Origin of the sequence: Mucilaginibacter sp. 3215, from assembly GCF_050433785.1 — a bacterium.
Taxonomy (GTDB): Bacteria; Bacteroidota; Bacteroidia; order Sphingobacteriales; family Sphingobacteriaceae; genus Mucilaginibacter.
On record NZ_JBNPWO010000001.1, the window covers coordinates 1 to 22,140 of the forward strand.

The 22,140-nt window shown below is 44.0% G+C and carries 17 protein-coding genes; 10 read left to right on the forward strand and 7 right to left on the reverse strand.

Annotation, left to right across the window (positions count from 1 at the left end; genetic code table 11):
- Positions 1 to 238: 238 nt before the first annotated feature.
- The gene (locus ABIC84_RS00005; RefSeq protein WP_090526287.1) at positions 239 to 925 is read right to left on the reverse strand and encodes an NUDIX hydrolase; all 687 of its coding nucleotides are present in this window, start codon (positions 923 to 925) and stop codon (positions 239 to 241) included.
- Between the two features lie 170 nt (positions 926 to 1,095).
- On the opposite strand from ABIC84_RS00005, the gene ABIC84_RS00010 reads away from it, so the two are divergent.
- The 8 genes from ABIC84_RS00010 (at position 1,096) to ABIC84_RS00045 (ending at position 12,115) form a co-directional block, all read left to right on the forward strand.
- Entirely contained in the window at positions 1,096 to 1,725 is a 630-nt protein-coding gene (locus tag ABIC84_RS00010) for an RNA polymerase sigma-70 factor (protein WP_429262282.1), read from the forward strand.
- Between the two features lie 67 nt (positions 1,726 to 1,792).
- Complete coding sequence (locus tag ABIC84_RS00015; protein ID WP_429262283.1) at positions 1,793 to 2,761, forward strand: FecR family protein; 969 nt, start codon at positions 1,793 to 1,795, stop codon at positions 2,759 to 2,761.
- Positions 2,762 to 3,018: 257 nt separating this feature from the next.
- Positions 3,019 to 6,381 carry a TonB-dependent receptor gene (locus ABIC84_RS00020; protein ID WP_429262284.1) on the forward strand — a complete coding sequence of 1,121 codons (3,363 nt, stop codon included), beginning with the start codon at positions 3,019 to 3,021 and terminating at the stop codon, positions 6,379 to 6,381.
- Positions 6,382 to 6,392: 11 nt separating this feature from the next.
- Complete coding sequence (locus ABIC84_RS00025; RefSeq protein ID WP_429262285.1) at positions 6,393 to 8,021, forward strand: RagB/SusD family nutrient uptake outer membrane protein; 1,629 nt, start codon at positions 6,393 to 6,395, stop codon at positions 8,019 to 8,021.
- Between the two features lie 43 nt (positions 8,022 to 8,064).
- Complete coding sequence (locus ABIC84_RS00030; RefSeq protein WP_426586219.1) at positions 8,065 to 9,201, forward strand: SusE domain-containing protein; 1,137 nt, start codon at positions 8,065 to 8,067, stop codon at positions 9,199 to 9,201.
- Between the two features lie 56 nt (positions 9,202 to 9,257).
- Entirely contained in the window at positions 9,258 to 10,415 is a 1,158-nt protein-coding gene (locus ABIC84_RS00035) for a glycoside hydrolase family 76 protein (protein ID WP_429262286.1), read from the forward strand.
- A 97-nt stretch (positions 10,416 to 10,512) separates the two neighbouring features.
- Positions 10,513 to 11,580 carry a glycoside hydrolase family 76 protein gene (locus ABIC84_RS00040; RefSeq protein WP_429262287.1) on the forward strand — a complete coding sequence of 356 codons (1,068 nt, stop codon included), beginning with the start codon at positions 10,513 to 10,515 and terminating at the stop codon, positions 11,578 to 11,580.
- Positions 11,581 to 11,815: 235 nt separating this feature from the next.
- On the forward strand, positions 11,816 to 12,115 hold the full coding sequence (locus ABIC84_RS00045) for a GIY-YIG nuclease family protein (protein WP_429262288.1): 300 nt from the start codon (positions 11,816 to 11,818) through the stop codon (positions 12,113 to 12,115).
- Between the two features lie 460 nt (positions 12,116 to 12,575).
- On the opposite strand, the gene ABIC84_RS00050 is transcribed toward ABIC84_RS00045, so the two are convergent.
- Together ABIC84_RS00050 and ABIC84_RS00055 are read right to left on the reverse strand one after the other, a co-directional pair.
- Complete coding sequence (locus ABIC84_RS00050) at positions 12,576 to 14,483, reverse strand: DUF294 nucleotidyltransferase-like domain-containing protein (protein WP_429262289.1); 1,908 nt, start codon at positions 14,481 to 14,483, stop codon at positions 12,576 to 12,578.
- Complete coding sequence (locus ABIC84_RS00055; protein ID WP_429262290.1) at positions 14,467 to 15,171, reverse strand: 3'-5' exonuclease; 705 nt, start codon at positions 15,169 to 15,171, stop codon at positions 14,467 to 14,469. The genes ABIC84_RS00050 and ABIC84_RS00055 overlap by 17 nt, the downstream gene beginning before the upstream one ends.
- Positions 15,172 to 15,371: 200 nt before the next feature.
- On the opposite strand from ABIC84_RS00055, the gene ABIC84_RS00060 reads away from it, so the two are divergent.
- Positions 15,372 to 15,884, forward strand: coding sequence for a hypothetical protein (locus ABIC84_RS00060; RefSeq protein ID WP_429262291.1), 513 nt, complete (start codon positions 15,372 to 15,374; stop codon positions 15,882 to 15,884).
- Positions 15,885 to 16,121: 237 nt separating this feature from the next.
- On the opposite strand, the gene ABIC84_RS00065 is transcribed toward ABIC84_RS00060, so the two are convergent.
- The 3 genes from ABIC84_RS00065 to ABIC84_RS00075 form a co-directional block, all read right to left on the reverse strand.
- Positions 16,122 to 16,943, reverse strand: a complete 822-nt coding sequence (locus ABIC84_RS00065; RefSeq protein ID WP_429262292.1) for a DUF4249 domain-containing protein — start codon at positions 16,941 to 16,943, stop codon at positions 16,122 to 16,124.
- 4 nt (positions 16,944 to 16,947) lie between these two features.
- Positions 16,948 to 19,611, reverse strand: coding sequence for a TonB-dependent receptor (locus ABIC84_RS00070; RefSeq protein WP_429262293.1), 2,664 nt, complete (start codon positions 19,609 to 19,611; stop codon positions 16,948 to 16,950).
- A gap of 64 nt (positions 19,612 to 19,675) precedes the next feature.
- Complete coding sequence (locus tag ABIC84_RS00075; protein WP_429262294.1) at positions 19,676 to 20,668, reverse strand: FecR family protein; 993 nt, start codon at positions 20,666 to 20,668, stop codon at positions 19,676 to 19,678.
- Between the two features lie 178 nt (positions 20,669 to 20,846).
- Here ABIC84_RS00075 and ABIC84_RS00080 point away from each other — a divergent pair, with 178 nt between their 5' ends.
- A complete protein-coding gene (locus ABIC84_RS00080; protein WP_090526314.1) occupies positions 20,847 to 21,401 on the forward strand; it encodes a dihydrofolate reductase family protein in 555 nt (184 codons plus the stop codon).
- Between the two features lie 8 nt (positions 21,402 to 21,409).
- Here ABIC84_RS00080 and ABIC84_RS00085 read toward each other — a convergent pair whose 3' ends face one another.
- Positions 21,410 to 21,997, reverse strand: coding sequence for an RNA polymerase sigma-70 factor (locus tag ABIC84_RS00085; RefSeq protein ID WP_429262295.1), 588 nt, complete (start codon positions 21,995 to 21,997; stop codon positions 21,410 to 21,412).
- Positions 21,998 to 22,140: the final 143 nt, after the last annotated feature.

The window sequence follows — 22,140 nt, forward strand, 5'->3', positions numbered from 1 at the left end:
AATAAGCACTATAACTCGGTCGGCCACACTGCACGGTTCAGCAAATCTATGTCATTTCACCTTCAGAGGCCACGGATTTAAACACTCAGGATGACCGGCCGTTTATGTAAGGCTTGACACACAATAAGCGGAGACGAGGGTATGGTGATGACTTAGCATGTTGGATCCCGAAATAAATTCGGGACGACGGAAAAGTTAAAAGTCTCCCCAACCGGGGGAGATTTAGAGGGGGCCGGCCTTATATCTCGAAACTAATTCCCTCTTTCTTCAACTGAAAATACTTTTCCTCATTAAAGCGGAAAAGGTTACCCGGCCTGCCGGCGCCTTCGAGGGCTTGTTTTTCGGTAGTTTCTTCGAGGAAGCCGTATTTGGTGATCTTCTTTTTAAAGTTACGGCGGTCGATAGGGCGGTCGAGCACCGCGAGGTAGAGCTTTTCGAGTTCAGAAAAGGGGAACTTTTCTTCAAGCAGCTCAAAGCCCACCGGCTGATAAAGCATTTTACTTTTGAGGCGTTCGCGCGCTACGCTGATAATGGTTGTATGATCGAATGCCAGGGCGGGAAGCTTTTTGATATTGAACCAGTTTACATCGCTGGCATCGGTAGCGGCTTTAACAACGAAGGCGTCGGGCCGTACAAGGCCGTAATAAGTTATGGAGATCACGCGGTTACGCGGGTCGCGCCCCGGCTGGCCGAAGCTGTACAATTGCTCCAGGTAAGTGATGTTTACGCCGGTCTCTTCCCGTAGCTCGCGCTGAATGGCTTCCTCTAACGACTCATGGTCACCCACCAGGCCGCCCGGCAACGCCCAGCTGTTTTTAAAAGGCTCAATATTGCGTTTAATGAGCAGTACGGATAATCCCTCCTTGGAGGTATATCCAAATACTACGGCATCAACGGCAACCTTTATGTTTTGGGCGACTGACATAATACAAAGTTAGATATTGAGAAGCGGTAGGGCAAGAGAAAGGCAACTATTCAATCAATTAAAACCGGTGTGCCGGCCACTATTTCATTATGTTTTATTAGCTGATGAGGTAACCTGTTTAGCGTGTGGAATATTTAAAAGTTTTTTTATTTAAAAATTTTCTTGTAAATATGCCCTACCAATCAGTAAACCGTTTTACCGCCGCTATGCTTCACGATAAGGAATATCAAATGTGGCCCGATGCCCGGTTATTGGAGCAGTTAAGGCTTGATGACCGTAAGGCATTTGAAATCCTGTACCATAAATATTCGTCGAAGTTGTTTTATGCGGCTTATAATCTTTTCAGGGATAAGGATGTTTGTGAAGACCTGGTGCAGGAGTTATTTATTGATCTGTGGACAAAGCGCAATCAGCTAAATATCACTTCGCTTGAAGCTTACCTTAAAGTAGCCATCAGGCACCGTGTGTTATTTTATCTGCGTACAAAAAAGGCATCGGTAGATCTCGCTGTGATTGAAACACTGGTTGAAAAGTATTCGGCCGATAGTAAATTGTTCCAGGATGATATTACTCATTTATTGGAAGATGGCGTAGCTCAGTTACCCGAAAAATGCCGGCAGATCTTTACCCTGAGCCGTAAAGAGTATCTCAGCAATAAAGAGATAGCTACCCGGCTAAACATTTCTATTAAAACCGTCGAAAATCAGATCACTATCGCTTTAAGATACCTGCGTACTGGTTTAACTGACTATCTGCCATCGGTAGTGGCGCTGGTATTGCTGCATATGTTTGGCAAATAGACCCAAAAAAATATTTTCAATTGCTTTGGGGGGTACCCCGGTTAATTGCATCCTGCAATTATAAACCATGGCAAAATTCCCTTTCAGAAAAAAACAATCCGGTGCAAATGACAGGCATTTGCAGGAAGAGCTTGTGAATAAGTATTTCGATGAGCTTGATCTCCGCAGCGTACAAAACGAAGCAGGTGATGATGTGGAATTTAACGCCGACGGTGTATACAGCAGGATCAATGCTGCTTTAGATAATGCAGAAAAGAAAACTCCCGGCAAATCAAAAAGATGGATGGTTGCAGCCTCGCTGCTTGCCGGTTTATGCATTTCGGTAACTGCGGCCTATCATTACCGTTATGCCCTGCTTGATCGTTTAGATCCTATCGCCAGCAAACAATTGGTTGCCGCTAACGGGCAAACTATAAACTTTACCCTTGCCGATGGTACTAAGATATGGTTAAACGCAGGCAGCAAGCTTACTTACCCCGAAACCTTCCGGGGCGAAAAACGGGAGATCAGGCTGGAAGGCGAAGCTTTTTTGGATGTAGCCCATGATCCGGCCAAAGCTTTTATTATACATACGGGGCAGGTGAGCACCCATGTATTGGGTACCAGTTTCAATATCAAAGCCTACGCCAATGAGCGCTTTATTAAGGTTGACGTTTTAAGCGGAAAGGTAGGGGTGGTTACCCCCGAAGGTAAGTCGAAAAGTACAACCACAATGTTAACCCCTGCCGAAGAGGTTGTTTTTAACAAGGATGGCCTGTCGGTTACCAAAAATAAACAGGTTGATGTGAACGCCCTAAGCAGCTGGAAGGACGGCGAACTGGTATTTAAAAATATGGCGCTGCCTGAAGTGCTCAACACTATTAACCGCCACTTCAATGTAACCGTAATGGCCGATGTTAACCTGGCACGTTGCTCTATTACCGCCAACTTTACCAATGTTTCACTGGAAAATATTATGAAGATCATATCGAAACTGGTGAAGGGAAAAGCTGTGCAAAAGGGCCCGGTTTATCAGCTAAAAGGGAAGGGCTGCTAACATAAAACCAATTAATTAAAGAGATATACCAATTATCAGTTAACCTAAATACAAGCTATGATAACATAAATACATTAAAAAACCCTGCTCAAAAGGGATTTTGACAGGGTTAAACTAAAATGCCGGGTTATTAATTAGTGCAGCGTTTAGAGGTCCAATTCAGAACGAAGCACTTGAATTTCAAACACTTTAATTTTCTCAAATCTATGAATATATCTCTATTTTCAAATGGAGTAATTCGTCATGTATTAATATTAATGAAAATTACCTCGCTTGCCTGCTTTGTGGTTTGCCTCATGTGCTTTACGGCCGTGGCAAACAACTCGTTTGGCCAAAAATTTCTGGAGGTATCGGTTACGCTCAAGTTGAAAAATGCCAAGCTAACCGACGCGCTGGATAAGATCTCGAACCAAAAGCATATCAAATTTGCTTATGCCGATAATGTACTTAAATCAACTTATGTTGTAAGCCTTAAGGTTAAGGACAAAAGTATCAGGGAAGTACTCGATCAGGTTTTAACCCCTTTTAATCTTAGCTATAAGATCATCGACGATGTTATTGTTATTGATGAAAAGCCCGAGATTGAAAGCAGCACGGGAGGCATACAACAAGGCCCCAGGCAACCCATCAAAATTAAAGGTAAAGTTACCGACGAAAACAACTTAGTTATACCCGGCGCGAGCGTTCGGGTTAAAGGTACTTCTATTGGCACAGTAACTGACGTTAACGGCAATTACACTATTGATGCTCCGGATGCTAACGCTGTACTGGTGTTTAACTTTATTGGTTATACCACAAAGGAACAGCCTGTCGGTGGCCAAACTACGCTGAACGTGCAATTGGTTCCTGAAAGAACTTCTCTTAATGAGGTGGTAGTTATTGGTTATGGAACGCAAAGGCGTGCCAATGTTATTGGTGCGGTTGACCAGGTCAGCTCGAAGGCTATCGAGACGAAACCATCGGTTAACCTGACACAAGCTTTGCAGGGAACATCCCCAAACCTTATCATCCAGCAAACCAGTTCAGAGCCAGGTGCTTACGCTAATATTAATATACGGGGTATGAGTACCTTGAATGATAATAACCCATTGGTAGTTATTGATGGTATTACGGGCGGCGATATCAACTTGCTCAACCCTTTAGATATTGAAAGTGTTTCGGTATTGAAGGATGCCGGTTCGGCTGCTATTTATGGTTCACGCTCGGCCAATGGGGTTATTTTGGTTACCACTAAAAAAGGAAAAAATAATTCGCGTACAACGCTTTCATATAATGGGCAGGCTGGTATCCAGTCACCGCATGTTGGCTACAAGCCGGTGCATAGTTATGAAAATGCCATTTTGCGTAACGAGGCTGTGGTGAATGCCGGTTTGCAGCCTATTTACAGTCCGCAGCAAATTCGTGACTTTCAGCAACAAGGCGATCAGCAATGGTTTTTGGATGCAATTTTAAAAGATGCATGGCAGCAAAATCACAACCTGGCTTTAACCGGCGGAAACGCCACTACTACATTCCTGGTATCGGCCGGGGTTACTGACCAGCGAAGTAACCTCGTTGGTCCCAATTATGGCTTAAGGCGTTACAATTACAGGATGAACCTTACCAGTAATTATGGTAAACTTAAGTTAACAGGCATACTTTCCTACTCACGTACCGAAATTAAAGAACACTCGTACAGCACCGGTACCCTTATTGTGGATGCCGGCCGTACACCTACTTATTATAAAATCAAAGACGACCAGGGCCGCTACCTTACGAATGATGTGCTTACCGAGTTTAACCCGTTGGGTATACTCGAAAAAGGTGGCTATCGGTTACGCGATAATGATAACATATTTGGAAATCTTAATGCCGAACTTTCCATCACTAAAGACCTGAAGTTAAAAGGTGTATTTGGTGGTACGTTGCTATCAAACCACATGTTTGGCAGGGTAATGCAGGTTAATTTTTATCCGTCGGGTACCTACGGTGCTGATAGAAACACCAACGACGAGAACGACAAAAACCTGTTTACCAATGCACAGTTTCTGGCGCAGTATACTAAAACCTTTAATAAATCGCATAATGTTGATGTGCTTATTGGTGTTGCTAATGAATCGACCACTAATAAATCAAACAGGCTTTATTTAAAGTATACCGACCCGGAGTTAGGCACCCCAGTTACAGGCACCGTTATCGATCCGGCATCTTCAAACACCAATAATAACACCGTAGAAACAAGTCTTAACTCGTTATTTGGCAGGGCTAACTATTCGTACAAAAACAAGCTCTACGGCGAGTTCGATTTCCGTTTGGATGCTTCGTCTAAATTCAATACACAAAATCGTAACGCATTTTTTCCATCGGTTTCGGGCGGTTACAGGTTAACAGAAGAGGCCTTTATGCAAAACTATCGCGATAAATTAGGCGATATTAAGTTAAGGGCTTCATATGGTATTTTGGGAAACCAGAGTGTGCGCGATTATCAGTATCTGCGTACTTATGGGCCTTACCGCAATGGAGATGGAACAATCAATCCCAATCCTTACGGGTTCAATAACTCCGGCGTTGGCGGCATAACTATTGATTTTGCCAATCCAAACCTGCGTTGGGAACGCGCGGCAACATTTAATGCCGGCGTTGATGCCAATTTCTTTAAAAACAGTTTAAGTGTATCGGTTGATTATTTCAACAAAACAACCCGTGATATCCTGTTGCCGCCGGTTGTACCAGGAACTTTCGGCGCCGGGCTACCAAGTTATAACGCGGGGAAGGTGCAAAACCACGGCTGGGAACTTACGGTTAATTATTATTTGACCACTCAAAACTTTAAGCATTCCTTTAGCTTTAATGTGGGCGATAGTAAAAACAAAGTTTTATACCTTGAGGGCGGCGACCAGTTAAAAACGTACGATGAGATGCAGGTTATTAACCGCGTTGGTCTGCCTATTGGTTCGTATGTGGGTTTAAAACGCGATGGCTATTTTCAAAATCTCCATGATATCCAAACAGGCCCTAAACCAGCCGGCCTAACTGTTTCGCCTGGCGACAATCGTTATGTTGACGTTAACGGCGACGGCGTTATTGATGATAACGACAAGTTTGTTTTGGGCAACCCATTCCCACGATTGACTTTCGGTTTTACCTATAATGTTACGTTTAAAGGTTTTGACTTCAACCTGTTTTTACAGGGCGTGGGCAAGCGGAGCATGTTTGTAAGAGGCGAACAGGTTGAGCCCTTCCACGTAAATTATTCGCAGGTTATTTATCAGCACCAGTTAGATTATTGGACTCCTGAAAACCCAGACGCACGTTACCCAAGACTCGCGGCCAGCGGCAGTCAATCGAATGAAAATAACTTCAGGCGAGGGTCAGACATGTACCTGTTTGATGGCAAATACCTGCGGGTGAAAAATGTGCAGTTTGGTTATACCTTACCTGCAACTTGGTCAAAGAAATTGGGCTTACAAAAACTGAGGGCCTATGTATCCGGTCAAAACGTACTCACTTTTTCAGGTGTGAAGTTTATAGATCCTGAATCGACCGAGTTCAACAATAACCTTAGTGCAAATGGAGCAAACAGCGCACGCGCTTATCCAACACCAATTTATTATGGTTTTGGCTTAGATGTAACCTTATAACACTATCCATCATGAAAAAAAAATCAACACATAAAATTGCCTTCTTTATATTGCTTGCCGGGTTGGTATCGGCCTGTAAAAAGCTTGACCTGGCACCGGTAAACAAATTTACCGATAGCAATTTCTGGACGACAGCTGAAAAGGCCGGCAGTGTGCTTAATACGGCATATACTCAAATGTATAATAATGACTATTTCTTTTATAACGAAGGAGCGTCGGATAATGCATACAATGGCCGTGGTGACAACCAAGGGGTGGCTTCGCTTGCCGCAGGCACCTATGATCCGTCATTGGGGCGTATCAAACAGGAGTGGGGCTTTCACTATAGTGGCATAAAAACTTGCAATATCTTTTTAGAGAATGTTGATAAGGTTACCGCTATGGACGCAACGCTGAAAGCCCGTATGAAAGCTGAAGCAAGGTTTATCCGTGCTTTTCATTATTTTATGCTGGAGACCTGGTGGGGGGATGTGCCTTTATTTGATCACGACATTACAATTGAAGAATCAAAAACAGTTGCACGTACGCCGAAGGCGCAGGTAGTGGATTTTGTTTTAAAAGAACTTGATGCAGCGGCTGCCGATTTGCCGGTGAACACCGCCTATAAAGAATCCGACAGAGGGCGCATCACTAAAGGCGCTGCCATTGCCCTTAAAGCAAGGGTGTTGTTATATGAAAACCGCTGGCAGGAAGTTGCTGCTACCTGCGAAAAGCTGATGAACGATAATAGTAATGGTACATACAGCTTGTTCCCCTCATATGAAGGTGTGTTTTTGCCGCAAAACGAATATAACAGCGAGGTAATGCTTGACCTGGAATATGTGCCTATTGTGCGTACCTACAGCAACTTTTTTGATATGGCCCCGCTGGCTGTGGGCGCGCGTTTGAATGCACTTGCGCCAACCCAGGAACTGGTGGACAGTTACCTGATGGATAACGGAAAAAAAATATCTGATGCAGGTTCGGGCTACGACGAAAACAATCCGTACGTTCACCGCGATCCACGTCTAACCAATACTATTGTTTACAATGGCTATCAATGGAAAAAACCTGATAACACAACACAGGTTATATATACCAAACCGGGCGATGATCCTGCTCCTACCAAGCTTGATGAATATGCTCCCGGAAAGGTAAGTTCGCCGACTGGCTACTATATCCGTAAGTATTACGATCCTACATCTGCCACCAATTTTCAGTCGGGTTTAAACTTAATATTAATCCGTTATGCCGATGTGTTGCTGATGTATGCCGAAGCTAAAAATGAGCTTGGCCAGCTGGATGCCGGTGTTTGGGATAAAACAATCAAAGCCTTACGCGCCCGCGCCGGTTTTACCGATGCGCCTGCACTTAACTTCAGTGCAACCGGACAGGCAGATTTACGGAACGTTGTACGCAACGAGCGCCGCGTAGAGCTGGCTATGGAAGGCCTGCGGGTGTTTGATATCCGTCGTTGGCATACTGCCGAAACCGTACTGAACGGTTGGGCGCACGGAGCCAAATTTGGTCCGGCATCGGTTGATAATGGCTACATCAGGGCCAACCTGCGCACATTTGACAAAGGTAAAAACTACCTCTGGCCAATCCCTCGCGATGAGCGCGCTGTTGACCCTAACCTAACTCAAAACCCGGGCTGGTAAATCATTAATTATTTATAAAAAGACATTATAATCAATTACGATCATGAAAAATATTACATACTGCCTCATGGCAGGCATCATAGCCATTTTAATGGTAACAGGCTGCAAAAAGGATAAAACCTTACAACATACACAGGTATCGGCAGTAACCAACCTTTTTGCTCCTGCAAATAACAAATTCATCCAGTTAGAGCCGGTAACAGGTTCGGCCACCTTTGAATGGGCCGAAGCCCATGCCGAAGACAATGGATTGGTTTTGTACGAGGTTGCCTTTGATAAAGAAGGCGGCGATTTTTCAAAGCCAATTTATACTATTCCTTCAGATGCTAACGGACTATACAACAAACTTACCATCTCGTACAAAGACCTGAATAAGGTGGCCGATTTAGCCGGGATCCAACCGCAGGCTACCGGTAAATTGAAATGGACCGTAATGTCATCAAAAGGTATCAATGTGGTTAAAGCGACTGCATCAAGCATTATTGAAGTGCAGCGTGCTGCGGGTTTTACAGATATTCCTGCTGATCTGTACCTGACAGGTTCGGCTACCGAAGGCGGCGAAGACTTAAGCAAAGCGGTACATTTTAAACAAACTGCAGCGGGTGTTTTTGAGGCCTGGACTTCATTAAAAGCAGGTACTTATCACTTCGCCGAGCGTAACACAGGCACGCCTGCAACTTACTCTGTCGATGGCATTAAACTGCTGAAAGACGGTAGCACTACCGTAACCGGAGCCACAAAGGTCGAACGTATCGTAGTTGACTTTACCTCTGCGTCAGCTACTATAACCGAAGTAACCGAGGTTGGTTTATGGTTTGCGGCAGATAATAAAGTATGGTTCCCACTGCCTTACAAAGCCGGTGGTAAATGGGAAATAGATAACGCTTCTATTGTATTTCACCAGGAATCATGGGGTAGGGACGAGCGTTACAAGTTCCGCTTTACCTTTAAAGATGCGGCTGGTAACACTACAACTCAGTTTTATGGCAGCAAAAATTCGGATAACAGTCGTCCGGATGCCAATACAGCCAAATCATTCTGGTACATGGTGCCGGTTAACAACTCGCAATATGATTTCTGCTTTAAGTTTACCGGTGCAGCCGATAATCACAACGCCGATATCGTAGTTGATTTTAGCGCTGATGCTGCTGCTTATACTCACTCTGTTACTGTTAAATAATTAATGATTAGCACCTGTCGCCTAACCGTCGGCAGGTTCACTATAAACTATATTTTATGAAAAATAAAGTATTCAAGAATTTAGCTGTCGTTGCCCTCGCGGGAGGGGTAGCAGCAAGCTTTTCGTCGTGCCTGAAAGATAAACCTTTCCCCTTGTACGGCAATAAAGCTTCGGCAAAGGTGCAATATAAGTACGCCGAAACGGCCGATTCATTACAGGAAAAAACATACACAACTTTCATATCAGCAAAGGGTAACTACTTCGTAGCGAATAACGCGGGTAGTACCACGTTTAACTACTGGCCTAACGCGCATACGCTTGATATTTTTACCGACGCCTATCTGCGCACCAACAATGATATCTACAAACAAAGAATGAGCTCGCTTTTAGCCGGGATAAAAGCTACTAACGGCGGGCTTTCCAATAATTTTTACGATGATATGGAATGGCTGGACTTGGCTGCACTAAGGGCTTACAATGCTACAAAGGATGCCGCTTATCTAACAGCTGCCCATGCGCTTTGGGCAGATATCCAGACCGGCGAAAACAATAACCAGGGCGGCGGCATAGCCTGGCGTAAAAATCAGTTGGATTATAAAAATACACCTGCAAATGCTCCGGCCATCATCTTTGCGGCGCGTTTATATGCTCTGGAAAAAAATGAGGCCGACCTCGCGACAGCAAAAAGATTATATACCTGGCTCAAGAAAACCCTGCTTGATCCATCAGGTATTATCTGGGATGGTATCAACGCCAATGGCGACGGGCAGATCAGCAAGTGGAAGTTTACCTATAACCAGGGCGTGTTTATCGGGGCCGCATTAGAACTTTATCATGTTACCAAAGATGCTGCCTACCTTACCGATGCGGTAAACACAGCTAATGCCACCATTAATGATACAGATATTTCACCCGGCGGTATCCTGAAATCGGAAGGGCAGGGCGACGGTGGTTTATTTAAGGGAATCCTGATCAGGTATCTTACACTGCTGGCCCTCGACCCCGATGTTGCTGAAACCGACAGGACTAAGTTTATCAGCTTCCTGAAATTTAACGCCGAAACACTATATACGGCAGGTATCGAAAGACCATCGCTCATGATCAGCCCCGACTGGAAAAAGAAACCATCGGGAACAACAGACCTTACTACCCAGTTAAGCGGTGTGATGATGGTTGAAGCTGCCGCAACGCTGAAATCGGCCGGTAAATTTTAAACAACAACTTTGTAACAATAAAAGCCATAAAAGTATTCAACCACTTTTATGGCTTATTTTAGTATCTGATTTATACCTGTCTTAAATACAATTATCTATGAAAATTAAATTGATTAGCCTGCTTTGTCTGTCTGTTGCCTTAAGTACAAGTGCCCAAACGCCCGGCTACAAAGAGCGGATAAAAATCATTAACCAAAATATCAACAGTTGTTTTGCTGATACCAAAACAGGGTTGTATCTTGAAACTACCGACTCGGGTGAGAATAAGGGCAACCATTCGTTTTTGTGGCCGCTTTGTGCCCTGGTGCAGGCCGCTAACGAAATGGAAGTGCTGGAACCTTCCAAACAATATCTTAAGCCTGTTATGGTTGCTATCCAGCAATATTATTCGCCTCGTTCACCTGCACCGGCTTACCAGGCCATGGTAGCAAAGGAAAAACAGGATTCGCGTTTTTATGATGATAACGAGTGGGTGGCCATTGCCCTGATGGATGCCTATAACCGTACCCATAATAAACAGTATTTGGAAACCTCTAAAATGATCTACCGGTTTTTGCTAACCGGTTATACCAATGAAGCCGGTGGTGGTTTTTATTGGGAAGAAGGCAACCGGAAAAGTAAAAATACCTGTTCAAATGGTCCGGGGATATTGGTGGCCTTGCAGCTGTACAAAGCAACAGGTCGTAAACAATATTTAGACACAGCTTTACTGGCTTATAACTGGACAAACAAAAACCTGCAGGCGCCAGCCGGCTTGTTTTATGATAACATAAAGGTGCCGTCGTTAAAGATCGATTCGGCCATTTATACATACAACGCGGGTACCATGCTGCAAGCCAATGTGCTGCTCTATAACATCACCCATGATAAAAAATACCTGACCGAGGCCCGTCGCATAGCCAAAGCTTCCGAACAATATTTTTACCGTAACAACCGGCTGCCCGGCAATTATTGGTTCAATGCGGTTTTACTTCGTGGCTACCAGGAATTATATCTTGTTGATAAAGACAAAACACAATTTCGTTTTTTTGTTGACGACGCTAACCGTATATGGCAACAGGAACGGAACGATAAAAACCTGCTCGGCCAGCATCGCATCAAAAGCCTGATAGACCAGGCAGCGATGATAGAGATTTATGCGAGGCTGGAGGAGATGGGGGTGTAAAGTACTACTCCCCCGTCTTGCCGAACTTGTTTCGGCACCCCACGCGCTAAGAAATACGTATGCTGAGCATGTTGCCCACCTGTTCTGTGGGATCCCGAAACAAGTTCGGGACGACGCCTAATTCATATAGCCGTCATGCCGAACTTGTTTCGGCACCCCACGTGCTAAGTATTTAGGTGATGAAGTTTATTTTTATTAATAGAATAGAATAATTTAGCATATTAACTAAATCACAATGCCAGACAAACAAGGTCATGTTTATATCATGACCAATACCTATCGAACTACGTTTTACATCGGTGTCACGAGTGATTTACGTACAAGGGTTTGGAAGCATATTAACGGAGAAGGTTCAGCTTTTGTAAAGAGGTATCGCTTGTACGATCTTGTTTATTATGAACATTTTCATAGAATAACAGATGCTATTGATAGGGAAAAACAACTAAAGAATTGGCATAAGGACTGGAAGATCAATTTGATTAAATCTGTTAATCCTACAATGAAAGACTTGAAGGAAGAATTGGAAATAGAATAATTATGTTTATAATTATAATCTGTCCACTTAGCACGCGTATTTCTTAGCAGGTGGGGTGCCGAAACAAGTTCGGCATGACAGTAAGATGAAGCGTCCGTCATCCCGAACTTGTTTCGGGATCCAACGGGAAAGGTTGGCGATATGCTTAGCGCGCGTATTTCTTAGCAGGTGGGGTGCCGAAATAAATTCGGCATGACAGTAAGATAGAGCGCCCGTCATCCCGAACATGTTTCGGGATCCCATAGGACAGGTGGGCGATATGCTTAGCACGCGTACTTCTTAGCGCGTGGGGTGCCGAAACAAGTTCGGCATGACAATTAAGATAAAGCGTCCGTCATCCCGAACTTGTTTCGGGATCCCACGGGACAGGTTGGCGATATGCTTAGCATGCGTACTTCTTAGCAGATGGGATGCCGAAATAAATTCGGCATGACGGTTGGGAAGGTTTTATCATCCCCCGTCACCCAAACAAATTATTAGTAAACTCCATCTTTATCCTTGTTTGAAAGTTATCTATCGTTTTAAAAATCTCCTTTAAGGCTACTTTTTCAATTTTGGTGAGTTTATCCGGATCGATGTAGTTGTCGGGTTCGGTGCGGTCCTGGATAATTTGAGAGGCCTGATTGCGGAGGCGCAGGCCCATTAAAAAATAGTACGACTGGATCAGCTCATGAACCTCTTTTTCGTTGAACACACCTTTCTCTTTTAGCGCCTTCAACCGCTCGCCAGTATTCACCTCAAAAATACGGTGGCGCAGGGCGTACATCCGCACCAGGTCGACGATCGGGGTCATTGATTTTTTAATATCGAAAACTTCCTGGCTGCCTTTGGTGAACGTTTTGATGTTTTTGAAAAAGGTGAGGGGCGGCTCATATTGCAAAGCATTTTTAGCCATGTGGAAGAAGATCTTGCCCAACGGTTTTTGCAGTTCCTCATCCAGAAATTCTTTGAGCTCATCCATAATACTGGCCTCGCCATATAGGAAGCGGCAATCAAAAAAGGTAGAGAATTGGATCACAGTTTCGGGTACGGCCTCGGTCATCCAGCTTTCGTAATTGCGTTTCCAGTGGGAGAGGGAGTGCGTCCATTTGGGGTTTTGGGCCATGTAGCCGCCGGTGCAAAAGCTGAAGCCGATATGGTCAAGTTTTTCAGATACCTGTTGCGCAAAACTCAGGAAATATTCGCGCACTAACTCACGCTGCTCGTTGGCTTTATCTTCGTAAACAATGGCGTTATCCTGGTCGGTTTTAAAAGTTTGTTCCTTACGGCCTTCGCTGCCAAGCACCATGAAAACAAATTTTGCAGGCGGCTGCCCCATAGTGGCAATAACGCTTTCAATTACTTTTATGGCAATGGTATCGGCAATGGTGGTAATAACCTGGTTTACAATTTCGGCGTTTACACCGCGGCCAAGCAGTTGCGTAACCATTTGCGGTACCGATTCCCATTTGCGTTTAAGTTCCTGTACCGATATGGCTTGTTTTACCGATTGAATAAACACCAGTGGTGATTGCGCCTGTTCGGACAATAATTTATTCCTGCTGATGCTGCCTACAAATTCATCCCCGTTTTTGATGAGTAAATACCGTGTTTTGGTACGGAACATCATCAAAATAGCTTCGTATACATAAGCGTTGGTGCTAATGCAAACGATAGGATTATCTATAATGTTGCCGACCGGTTGGGCGGTATCTGCCTGTTTTGCAACTACATTATCGCGCAGGGTTATATCGGTCACATAGCCTACAATTTTGGCTTGCTCATCGCGGATAAAAATGCAGCTTACCTTATGTTTAGCCATTAGGCGGGCCGTTTCATAAACAGGGGTACCTTGAGGGCAGGATACTATCTCGCGGTATTCGATACTTTCAATTTTACGCGAGTACATTTGTTCGGAAGCTATGTAGCTTTCTTCAAACGTTGCCGGGCGTTTATAAAAATGGGCGAACTCATCATCAAGCATCCGTTTGCCAAAATCGGCAGTAAAATATTGTACAAAATCCTCGGAAGCTTTGCACAGTGACCGGAAATCTTTGCGATGTAAAAAGAAAACGGTTGTGCCCCTTTTAGCTATTACTGTACGGATAGACTGCTTGCGGTTAAGCAATACCGAAATGCCGCCATAGCAATAGCCCGGATGATGGTGCTCCAATAAGCGTTTATTTTGCTGACTATCGTAAAAAAAGGATTCATATTCCCCTTCGGCTATGATGTCCACGCCGCGCATTTTGGTTACTTCCTGCTGGTAAATAACCGTGTCTTTACTATAACGGATCTCCTGCAATTGGTCGGCAACCTGTTCAAGCACATCGGCCGGGAGCAGGTTAAAAGGGGCCACTTTACTTAAAAAATCAAGACGTTGAACCATATAACCAAAAAGCTATGATGATGATCAAAATTAAAATGATGGCTGCGGGTAAAAGGTATTTTTTTTCGGAGCGGATTTTTTGCAGGTAAACCTCCTGGTGCTCTACGCTCTCTTCGCTAATATCGCCGCGTTTCAGCATCTCAAAAAAGCACTCGGCGGTAGCTTCGGCATCTTCAAGGGCGTTGTGCTGTCTGTCGAATGTTTTGTTAAACAGTACTTCGTACAGTTGGTTTAACCTTAAATACTTGGTCTGCGGGTTTTGTACCCATTTGGTGGTTGCCAGCATGGTACAAAAGGTTTTTAAATTTTGAAGCGGATTGGTGATGCCTGTGCGATAAAACTCAACGCCGGCAACATTCAGGTCAAGCTCAATAAAATGACCTACTACGAGTGGTTGATATTCAAGCAGATCGTTGGCCAGCATGTTCATTACGTCCCTCCGCCATTCACCGTGCTCAACCAAATACTCGTGGGTAAGGCCATGAACGGCAAACGCTTTTGGGCTTATGGTGAAGTCATTGTCCTTAATATAATGATCTTCGCGCTTTACCTCCTGCATATCTTTGGTGTACACGATCCACGACACCTGTAGGGCATAAGGCCAGTTGTCGTTATCACAATAGGGCAGGTCCCACTTTTTGGGCAGGCCGGAAGTTTCGGTATCTATGAATAAAAGGTAATCTTGCACATGCTAAATTTATGAATTTATTTGAATGATGGGAGCAAGTGTGAATTGCCTTTAAAACCATTGATTGGTCGAAAGTTATTGAGGAATTAAAATCAGATCATTAATTTAAAATCCCATGGAAAAAAACGGCCGCTGATCTAAAAGCAGATTCAATGCTTGGCTTAAATTCGCATATTCGTAATATACACTTATAGGAAAATATGATGACGAATAAGAAGATCAAATTTATTAAGGCTTTGATAAGCTATTTAACTTTTATTGGTTTGGTGACCCTTTTTATTTTAATTACAAAAATCAGCCAAATAATAGGAAATTTCAATATCTTCTTTATATCTGTTTTGTTGATTAATCTATTTGTCGTGGTGGTTAACTTATTCTTTTTGTTCAAAAAAGAATCCGAAAATGGCCGTAAATTGATTTTACTTGTAAACGCAATATATAGTTTAATTTCTGGCCTTGAGTTTCGCGGGAGAGGTATTATCATTAGCAATAATTTAGGCCCTGATATATCAGTTTATTTTAAAAAGAATTGGGGTGGTCTTGATTACGGTTTTTATTACGATGTTTTTAATGTAGTTATTAAACTGTTTTTCTACGACAATACTAAATATCCTCAATTGTCTTTCCAGGTAAATTTGATCATGTTGATGATAAGTGTGTTCCTTTTTTTTAATTGTAAAACAATGAAAAAGTATTTATATACAGAGCGTTAACTGCAGCAGGCGTAAACATATTGTGTTGGCAGTCTGAAATGTATAAGTTGCCACTGTTACTGGTCGATGTTTAACGATAGCGTAACTTCCTCCTAAAATGGCTTAATCTTTTGGCGTGAGTTAAACAATCCTTGTTTGGAAGCGGGTTGAATAACGGGTATTTTACCTAAAACCGGGGAAGCATTCTGCGTCCCCGGTTTTAGGTCCAAGTTACGCTGTCGCTAAACTTGAACCAGATTACGGCGCTATCAACGTCTTCCTCTCCACCGTATGCGCGCTAAAATATCCCAGTGCGCCGCCCTTAATATTGGTTAGCGGATTTGCCGGGGCGGCGTTATTGCCATCGCCGTTTGCGCTGTTGCTGAGGCTGTAAAAGTATTTGTAAACCGCCTGGTCAATGCTCATCATTTCGATGGTTACCTGATTACCGGGGCGGATATCGCGTGCCGGGTTATCATTGCTGTTATCAAACCTGAGGTTGTTGTTCACTTCCTGCCCATTGGTAAATTCGTCGTCTTCCAGCATGATCGTTTCTTCTTTGCGGCCGTTTACATACTGTACAAAACGATAATAGTTTTTGGTAGCTATAGGGTCGTCATATCGCACGGTAACATATTTGCGCGGGGTGCCGTCCTTGTTATTTTCAAGCTCGTCTTTAACCAGGTAAATACTATCTAAAGGAACGGCGGGATGCATTAAGCAGCTTGATGTGAATGTTTTGCCATCAACACTCACACTAAGCTGATAGGTATGGCCAGGGTTGCCTATTAAAGTACTGTTTTGGTAAATGCCAGTACCTGTAGCTGTAAGCGGGTAAATATTGTTGTTATCATCGGCAATGGTAACGGTAGCGCCGCTTATCCCATTGAAGTCATTATTATCAGTGAAGTTTTTGGTCTTGCTTAATAATACCTTGCAGCCGCCGGCCTGGTTGGTTAATACGCCTTCAACTACATATTGCGGCGTGGTGTCTTTCAGTTTCAGGTCGATGGCTTTTTCGCAACTGCTTAAGGTTGCTGCAAAAAGCATAGTGGTGATGTATTTTATAGTGTTTTTCATCGGCTTAAAATTTAAAGTTATAAGTAACCGAAGGTACAAACGTGAACAGGGTAGTGCGTACAGCTTCGGTGCGGCTTGCATCGGTTTTATTATCGCGGAAGAATATGCGGTAAGCGTTAGGGTTGCCGTAAGCATTGTAAAGACTGAAGGTTAGATCAGATTGAAATTTCGCTGTTTTTTTGAGTTGCCGAGTGGCTCCCAGGTCTAAGCGGTGGTAGGCCGGCATCCTGTCGGCATTTCGGTTGGTATAGTAGTAATAAGTTACGCCGTCAACCTGGTATTTACCGCTCGGGAAGGTCACAGCATCGCCGGTATAGTAAACAAAGTTGGCCGAGAATGTCCATTTTTCGCTGGTTTTGTACATAGCTACAATGGCAATGTCGTGGGTGCGGTCCTGCCGGGCATTATACCACTGGTTGTTATTGATGCCGTCGATCATCCGTTCAGATTTTGACAGGGTATAGCTAATCCAGCCGCTAAGCCTGCCGGTTTTCTTTTTTAGCAAGAACTCGGCACCGTAGGAGCGGCCTTTTCCGAAAAGCAACTGTGTTTCTATGGGTTGGTTGGTGAACACATTGGCGCCATTACGGTAATCTATCTGGTTTTGCAGCTTTTTGTAATAGCTTTCAACCGTAAATTCATAGTTGTGTTCGTTGAAATCCTTGTAGTATCCCACAGAGAACTGGTCGGCAATTTCCGGTTTAATGATATTAGTGCTGGCCACCCATTTATCCGTTGGCGAGCCCGAATTAGAGTTGGAGATCAAATGCAGGTTTTGCGCATTACGGGCGTACGATGCCTTGATAGAACTCACATCATTTAGCTGGAAAGCCGCTGCAATGCGGGGCTCGGGGTTTATATAGGTTTTTACCCCCTGGCCGGAAGTGTAATGTTTAGAGCCTACGATGTTCCCGTCAGCATCAATGTCATAATAGTCGCCTGAGCCAAGAATGGTAAAGGCCGACAGGCGTACCCCATAGGTTAGGGTAAAGCGGTCTGTTGCTTTCCAGGTGTTGGTAACATAAGCGGCGTTTTCAAGGGCATACCTGTTTTGCAGACTTTGAGATATAACGCCCGAGTTACCTGTTGCCGAAATTTCGCCCGGTTTAATGGTATGGTAAATGCTGTTTACACCAAAACTGATGGTGTTTTTGCCGCCGGCATACCATTGCATGTCTTCCTTAAGGTTAAAGTCGCGGATCTGCGAATAAATATTGTATTCGTTTACATCCTGCTTAATGTTAAGCTTGTAGTCATAATTGCTGTAGATGAGCGAGGTGTTTGAGAACAGCTGACTGTTAAAAATATGGTTCCAGCGCAAGGTAGCCGTGGTGTTACCCCAGTTAATGCCGGCTATATCGGCAGCCTTAAGCACATCCTTTCCAAAATATCCCGAGACAAACAACCTGTCTTTATCGCCTAAAACATAATTGGCTTTGGCATTAAGGTCATAAAAATAAAGCTGGCTTTTTTTGGCAATACTGTCTTTTGATAAGGCCAGGAAAGCATCGGCATAAGTACGCCGTGCGGAAATCAGAAAGGAAGATTTGCCCTTTTGAATAGGCCCTTCGGCATTTATGCGCGCGGCTATCAGGCCAATGCCGCCGCTTACGCCAAACTTCTGGTTGTTACCATCGTTCATTTTAATATCCAGTACAGATGATAACCTGCCGCCGTATTGTGCGGGCATATCGCCTTTATAAATATTGATATTCTTGATGGCATCCGAGTTAAAGGTGGAGAAGAAACCCAGCAAATGCGATGCATTGTATACGGGTGCCTCATCCAGCAGGATCAAATTTTGATCGGTCGCGCCACCGCGTACAAAGAACCCGCCGCTGCCTTCCCCGGCCGATTTGATGCCCGGAAGCAATTGGATGGTTTTGATCACATCGCGCTCGCCAAGTAGCACGGGAATGTTTTTGGTTTCCTGGATGCTGAGGTGCTCAACGCCCATTTGCGGGCTGGCCAGGTCGCGCGCGCCGGGAGGCGCTGCTTTAACGGTTACTTCCTGCAGTTGCTGGGCATTGTCTTCCAGTTCGATATTTAAACGAAGGCTACCGGCTAATGATACCGGAACAACCGCGGCTTTTTGCCCCATGGCGGTTACCCAAAGCTCGTGATTGCCGGCAGGCAGCGTGAGCGAATAAAAACCGTATTCATTACTGGATGTGCCCGCGTTTACACTGGCAACCCTGATGCTCGCCCCGATGATCGTTTCGCCGGTTTGTTTAGATTTAATGGTGCCGCTTACCGTGTATTTCCCGTCTGCCGGGGCGGCTGCCCGCTTTTTTATCTTAGCCTCATCATATTTGATCAGTACTTCATTATCCAGCACCGTAAAACTAAAAGGATGCGGAGCAAGGGCTTTGCGTAATACATTGCCTAAAGGTTGATTTTGGGCGTTGACACTGAGTTTCACCGTGCTTTTAGCAACGGTTTCGTTATAGGTGAACCTTACGCCGCAGGCAGCTGTGATTTTATCCAAAGCCTGCTTAAGCGGTTCGTTGTTTATGGTTATAGTAACGGGTTTATCTAAAGGCCCCTGGGCTTGTGCTTTGCTTAGTGCCATCATTAAAAATAACAACATGCAGAGTGCCGTTCGGAAGGGTATTCGCGTTATTTCGCAAATCAGCATGGAGGGCCATGCCGGTCTGTTGGTTTTCATAGTTGCTTTAAATTGTTGGTGTGGTTTGTTTCCTTTTTAGGGATGATGTTTTAGAATGAAAAGGTTAATTGTTGGATGATAAAGGTTGCAGGAAGTATTGATTTTCGACGCGTTTCCACCGAAGGTCCATTACGGCGCAAAGTTTATTAAACGTTTTGTCGATAGGCTCATTCGTGTTGATATGACCGTAAAAACCGTTTTGGGTGATATCCGGCGTAAGGTTTATGCGGATACCATACTGATGCGACAGGTCGTCAACCACGGTTTGCAGGGACGCCCCGTCATAACTGAACAAACCGGTACGTTGTGAAAGGAATTTGGAGGCATTGGGATAATTTTCTTTAATTAATGATCTGTCAGCCTTGTTATACAAGGCCCGTTGGTTAAGTACCATAATGGCTTGCTGGCTTTTGGGCAGGTTATGCTCCTGCACCGCCACTTTTCCGCTGATAACCGTAACTTCAGAGATAATCTGGTCGGGATAGGCCTTAACATTAAAGCTGGTACCTAATACAACGGTTTTAAGCTGTCCCGATTGGATAACGAATGGATGGTCTTCATCATGCACTACATCGAAAAACGCCTCACCCTCCAATGTTACCAAACGTTCTTTAGTCCTGAATTTATCTGGATAACTGATGCGGCTGCCGGGACTAAGCCAGATCCGGGTACCATCGGGCAAACTGATTTGCCGGTGTTTGCCCGGAGCTGTAACCAGATCGACCTGTTTGGCAGGATCAATAACTTCCAATACCTGGTTTTTGTAAAGCGCGGCAAAGGTAACCAGTAATACCACAGCCGCTGCAGCAGCTATATTTCGCCATAAGGTAAATACCTTACGCGCAGGTTGCCCCGGTGTTTCCATTTGCGCGGTTATCTTAGTCAAAATACTTTCCCGCAGCTGTTCAGGATTTTGGTATTTCGAGGCCGATAACAATACTTCCTCATCATTAAAACCGGCATACCAGGTATCAAGCCAGGCTTTTTCGTCAGCACTGATGGTGCCTTGTTTTAATTTATGAGCGAGCTCCTTTACGTTGTAGGTGTTGTTTTCCATTGTGCCTGATCTTTCAACCTTTTGCACATATAGTCAGTGATGGAAGCAGATACCCTTAGTGGAAAATGAAAAATATTTACCGCTATCTTTTTTTTCTTTTTTGGTGAGATAAAGATCTGTATAAGTTATGCTGGTTGAAATTTACTAATTTTAAAAAAGTCGATTAAAAACCAATCAAATGAGAAAAGTAATCTACGGCATTAACCTGAGCTTAGATGGTTGCTGCGACCACACCAAATTTAGCGGTGGCAAGGATATATTAGAACATTTTACCCGACTTATGGATGATGTTGACCTGATTGTATACGGGCGTAAAACCTTCGAGCTTATGGTTCCGTATTGGCCGGATGCCGCAAAAGATCCTAACTCAACCAAAGAGGAAAAAGAATTTGCACAGGCATTTGACAGTATTGAAAAACTTGTTTTCTCACGGACACTGACCAGTACCGACGATAAAAACTCTGTTATTAGTCAAGCAAACCCTGGCGATGAGATCCGCAAACTGAAGCAACAGGCTGGTGGTAATATTTCAATAGGAGGTGTGAACCTGCCCTTACAACTCATTGAACTTGGTTTGGTTGATGAGTTTCATTATGTTATACATCCCGTAATTGTAGGTGAGGGAAGAAGTCTGCTGGAAGCCGTAGGTTTAAAGGAAAATGTAGGCTTAAAACTAATTGAATCAAAGATCCTTGAATCGGGCTGTATCGCGCTTCATTATGTTAAAAATTGAAGCGTATGTTAACTGAGGAGTAAAATCAGCACCGGCAGAGAAATACCCAGCGATTGCCTGAGCGAACTTAAAGCTTTTGACATATGTGCCTCAACAGTTTTTTGTGATATGCCCAGTTCAGCAGCTATCTCGGCATAGGTTTTATTTTCATCACGGCTAAGCAGGAATACGATACGGCATCTTTCGGGCAGGAGGCTGATGCTGTGGTTAAGGCGTTCCCTCAACTCTTTTTCTTCCAACCATTGAATAGTGCTATCCTCTGTTTCGGTTGAGGTGAAAGCAAGCTCATCCAAATGTTGTTGCTTTCTGTATTGACGATCAAGATGATTGATCACCTTGTATTTAATGGCTACCGAAAGATACGTAGCCATGGTATGTGTTAACTTAAGGCTTGCCCGGCGCTGCCAGATGCTTAAAAATACTTCCTGAACCACTTCTTCGGCTTCATGCTCATCATCTAAACGGTGATAGGCAACAGCAAAGGTTTTATCCCAATACCGGTTATACAGCTCGGTAAAGGCATCGCGGTTGTCGCGGGCCATTAGTTGTAATAACTGTTCGTCGGTGTGGGCTATGTGCTGGTTTGGTACAGGCATTATTTTATCTGCAATGCTATGTTAAATAGATTGCAAAATCTTATTTTTTGAACCTATTTAACATGTTTTAACAGTTTACAAGTTTAGAGTTTAATCAACATATAAAGTTACAGATCTATCAATATTTATGAATTTCCTCTAAA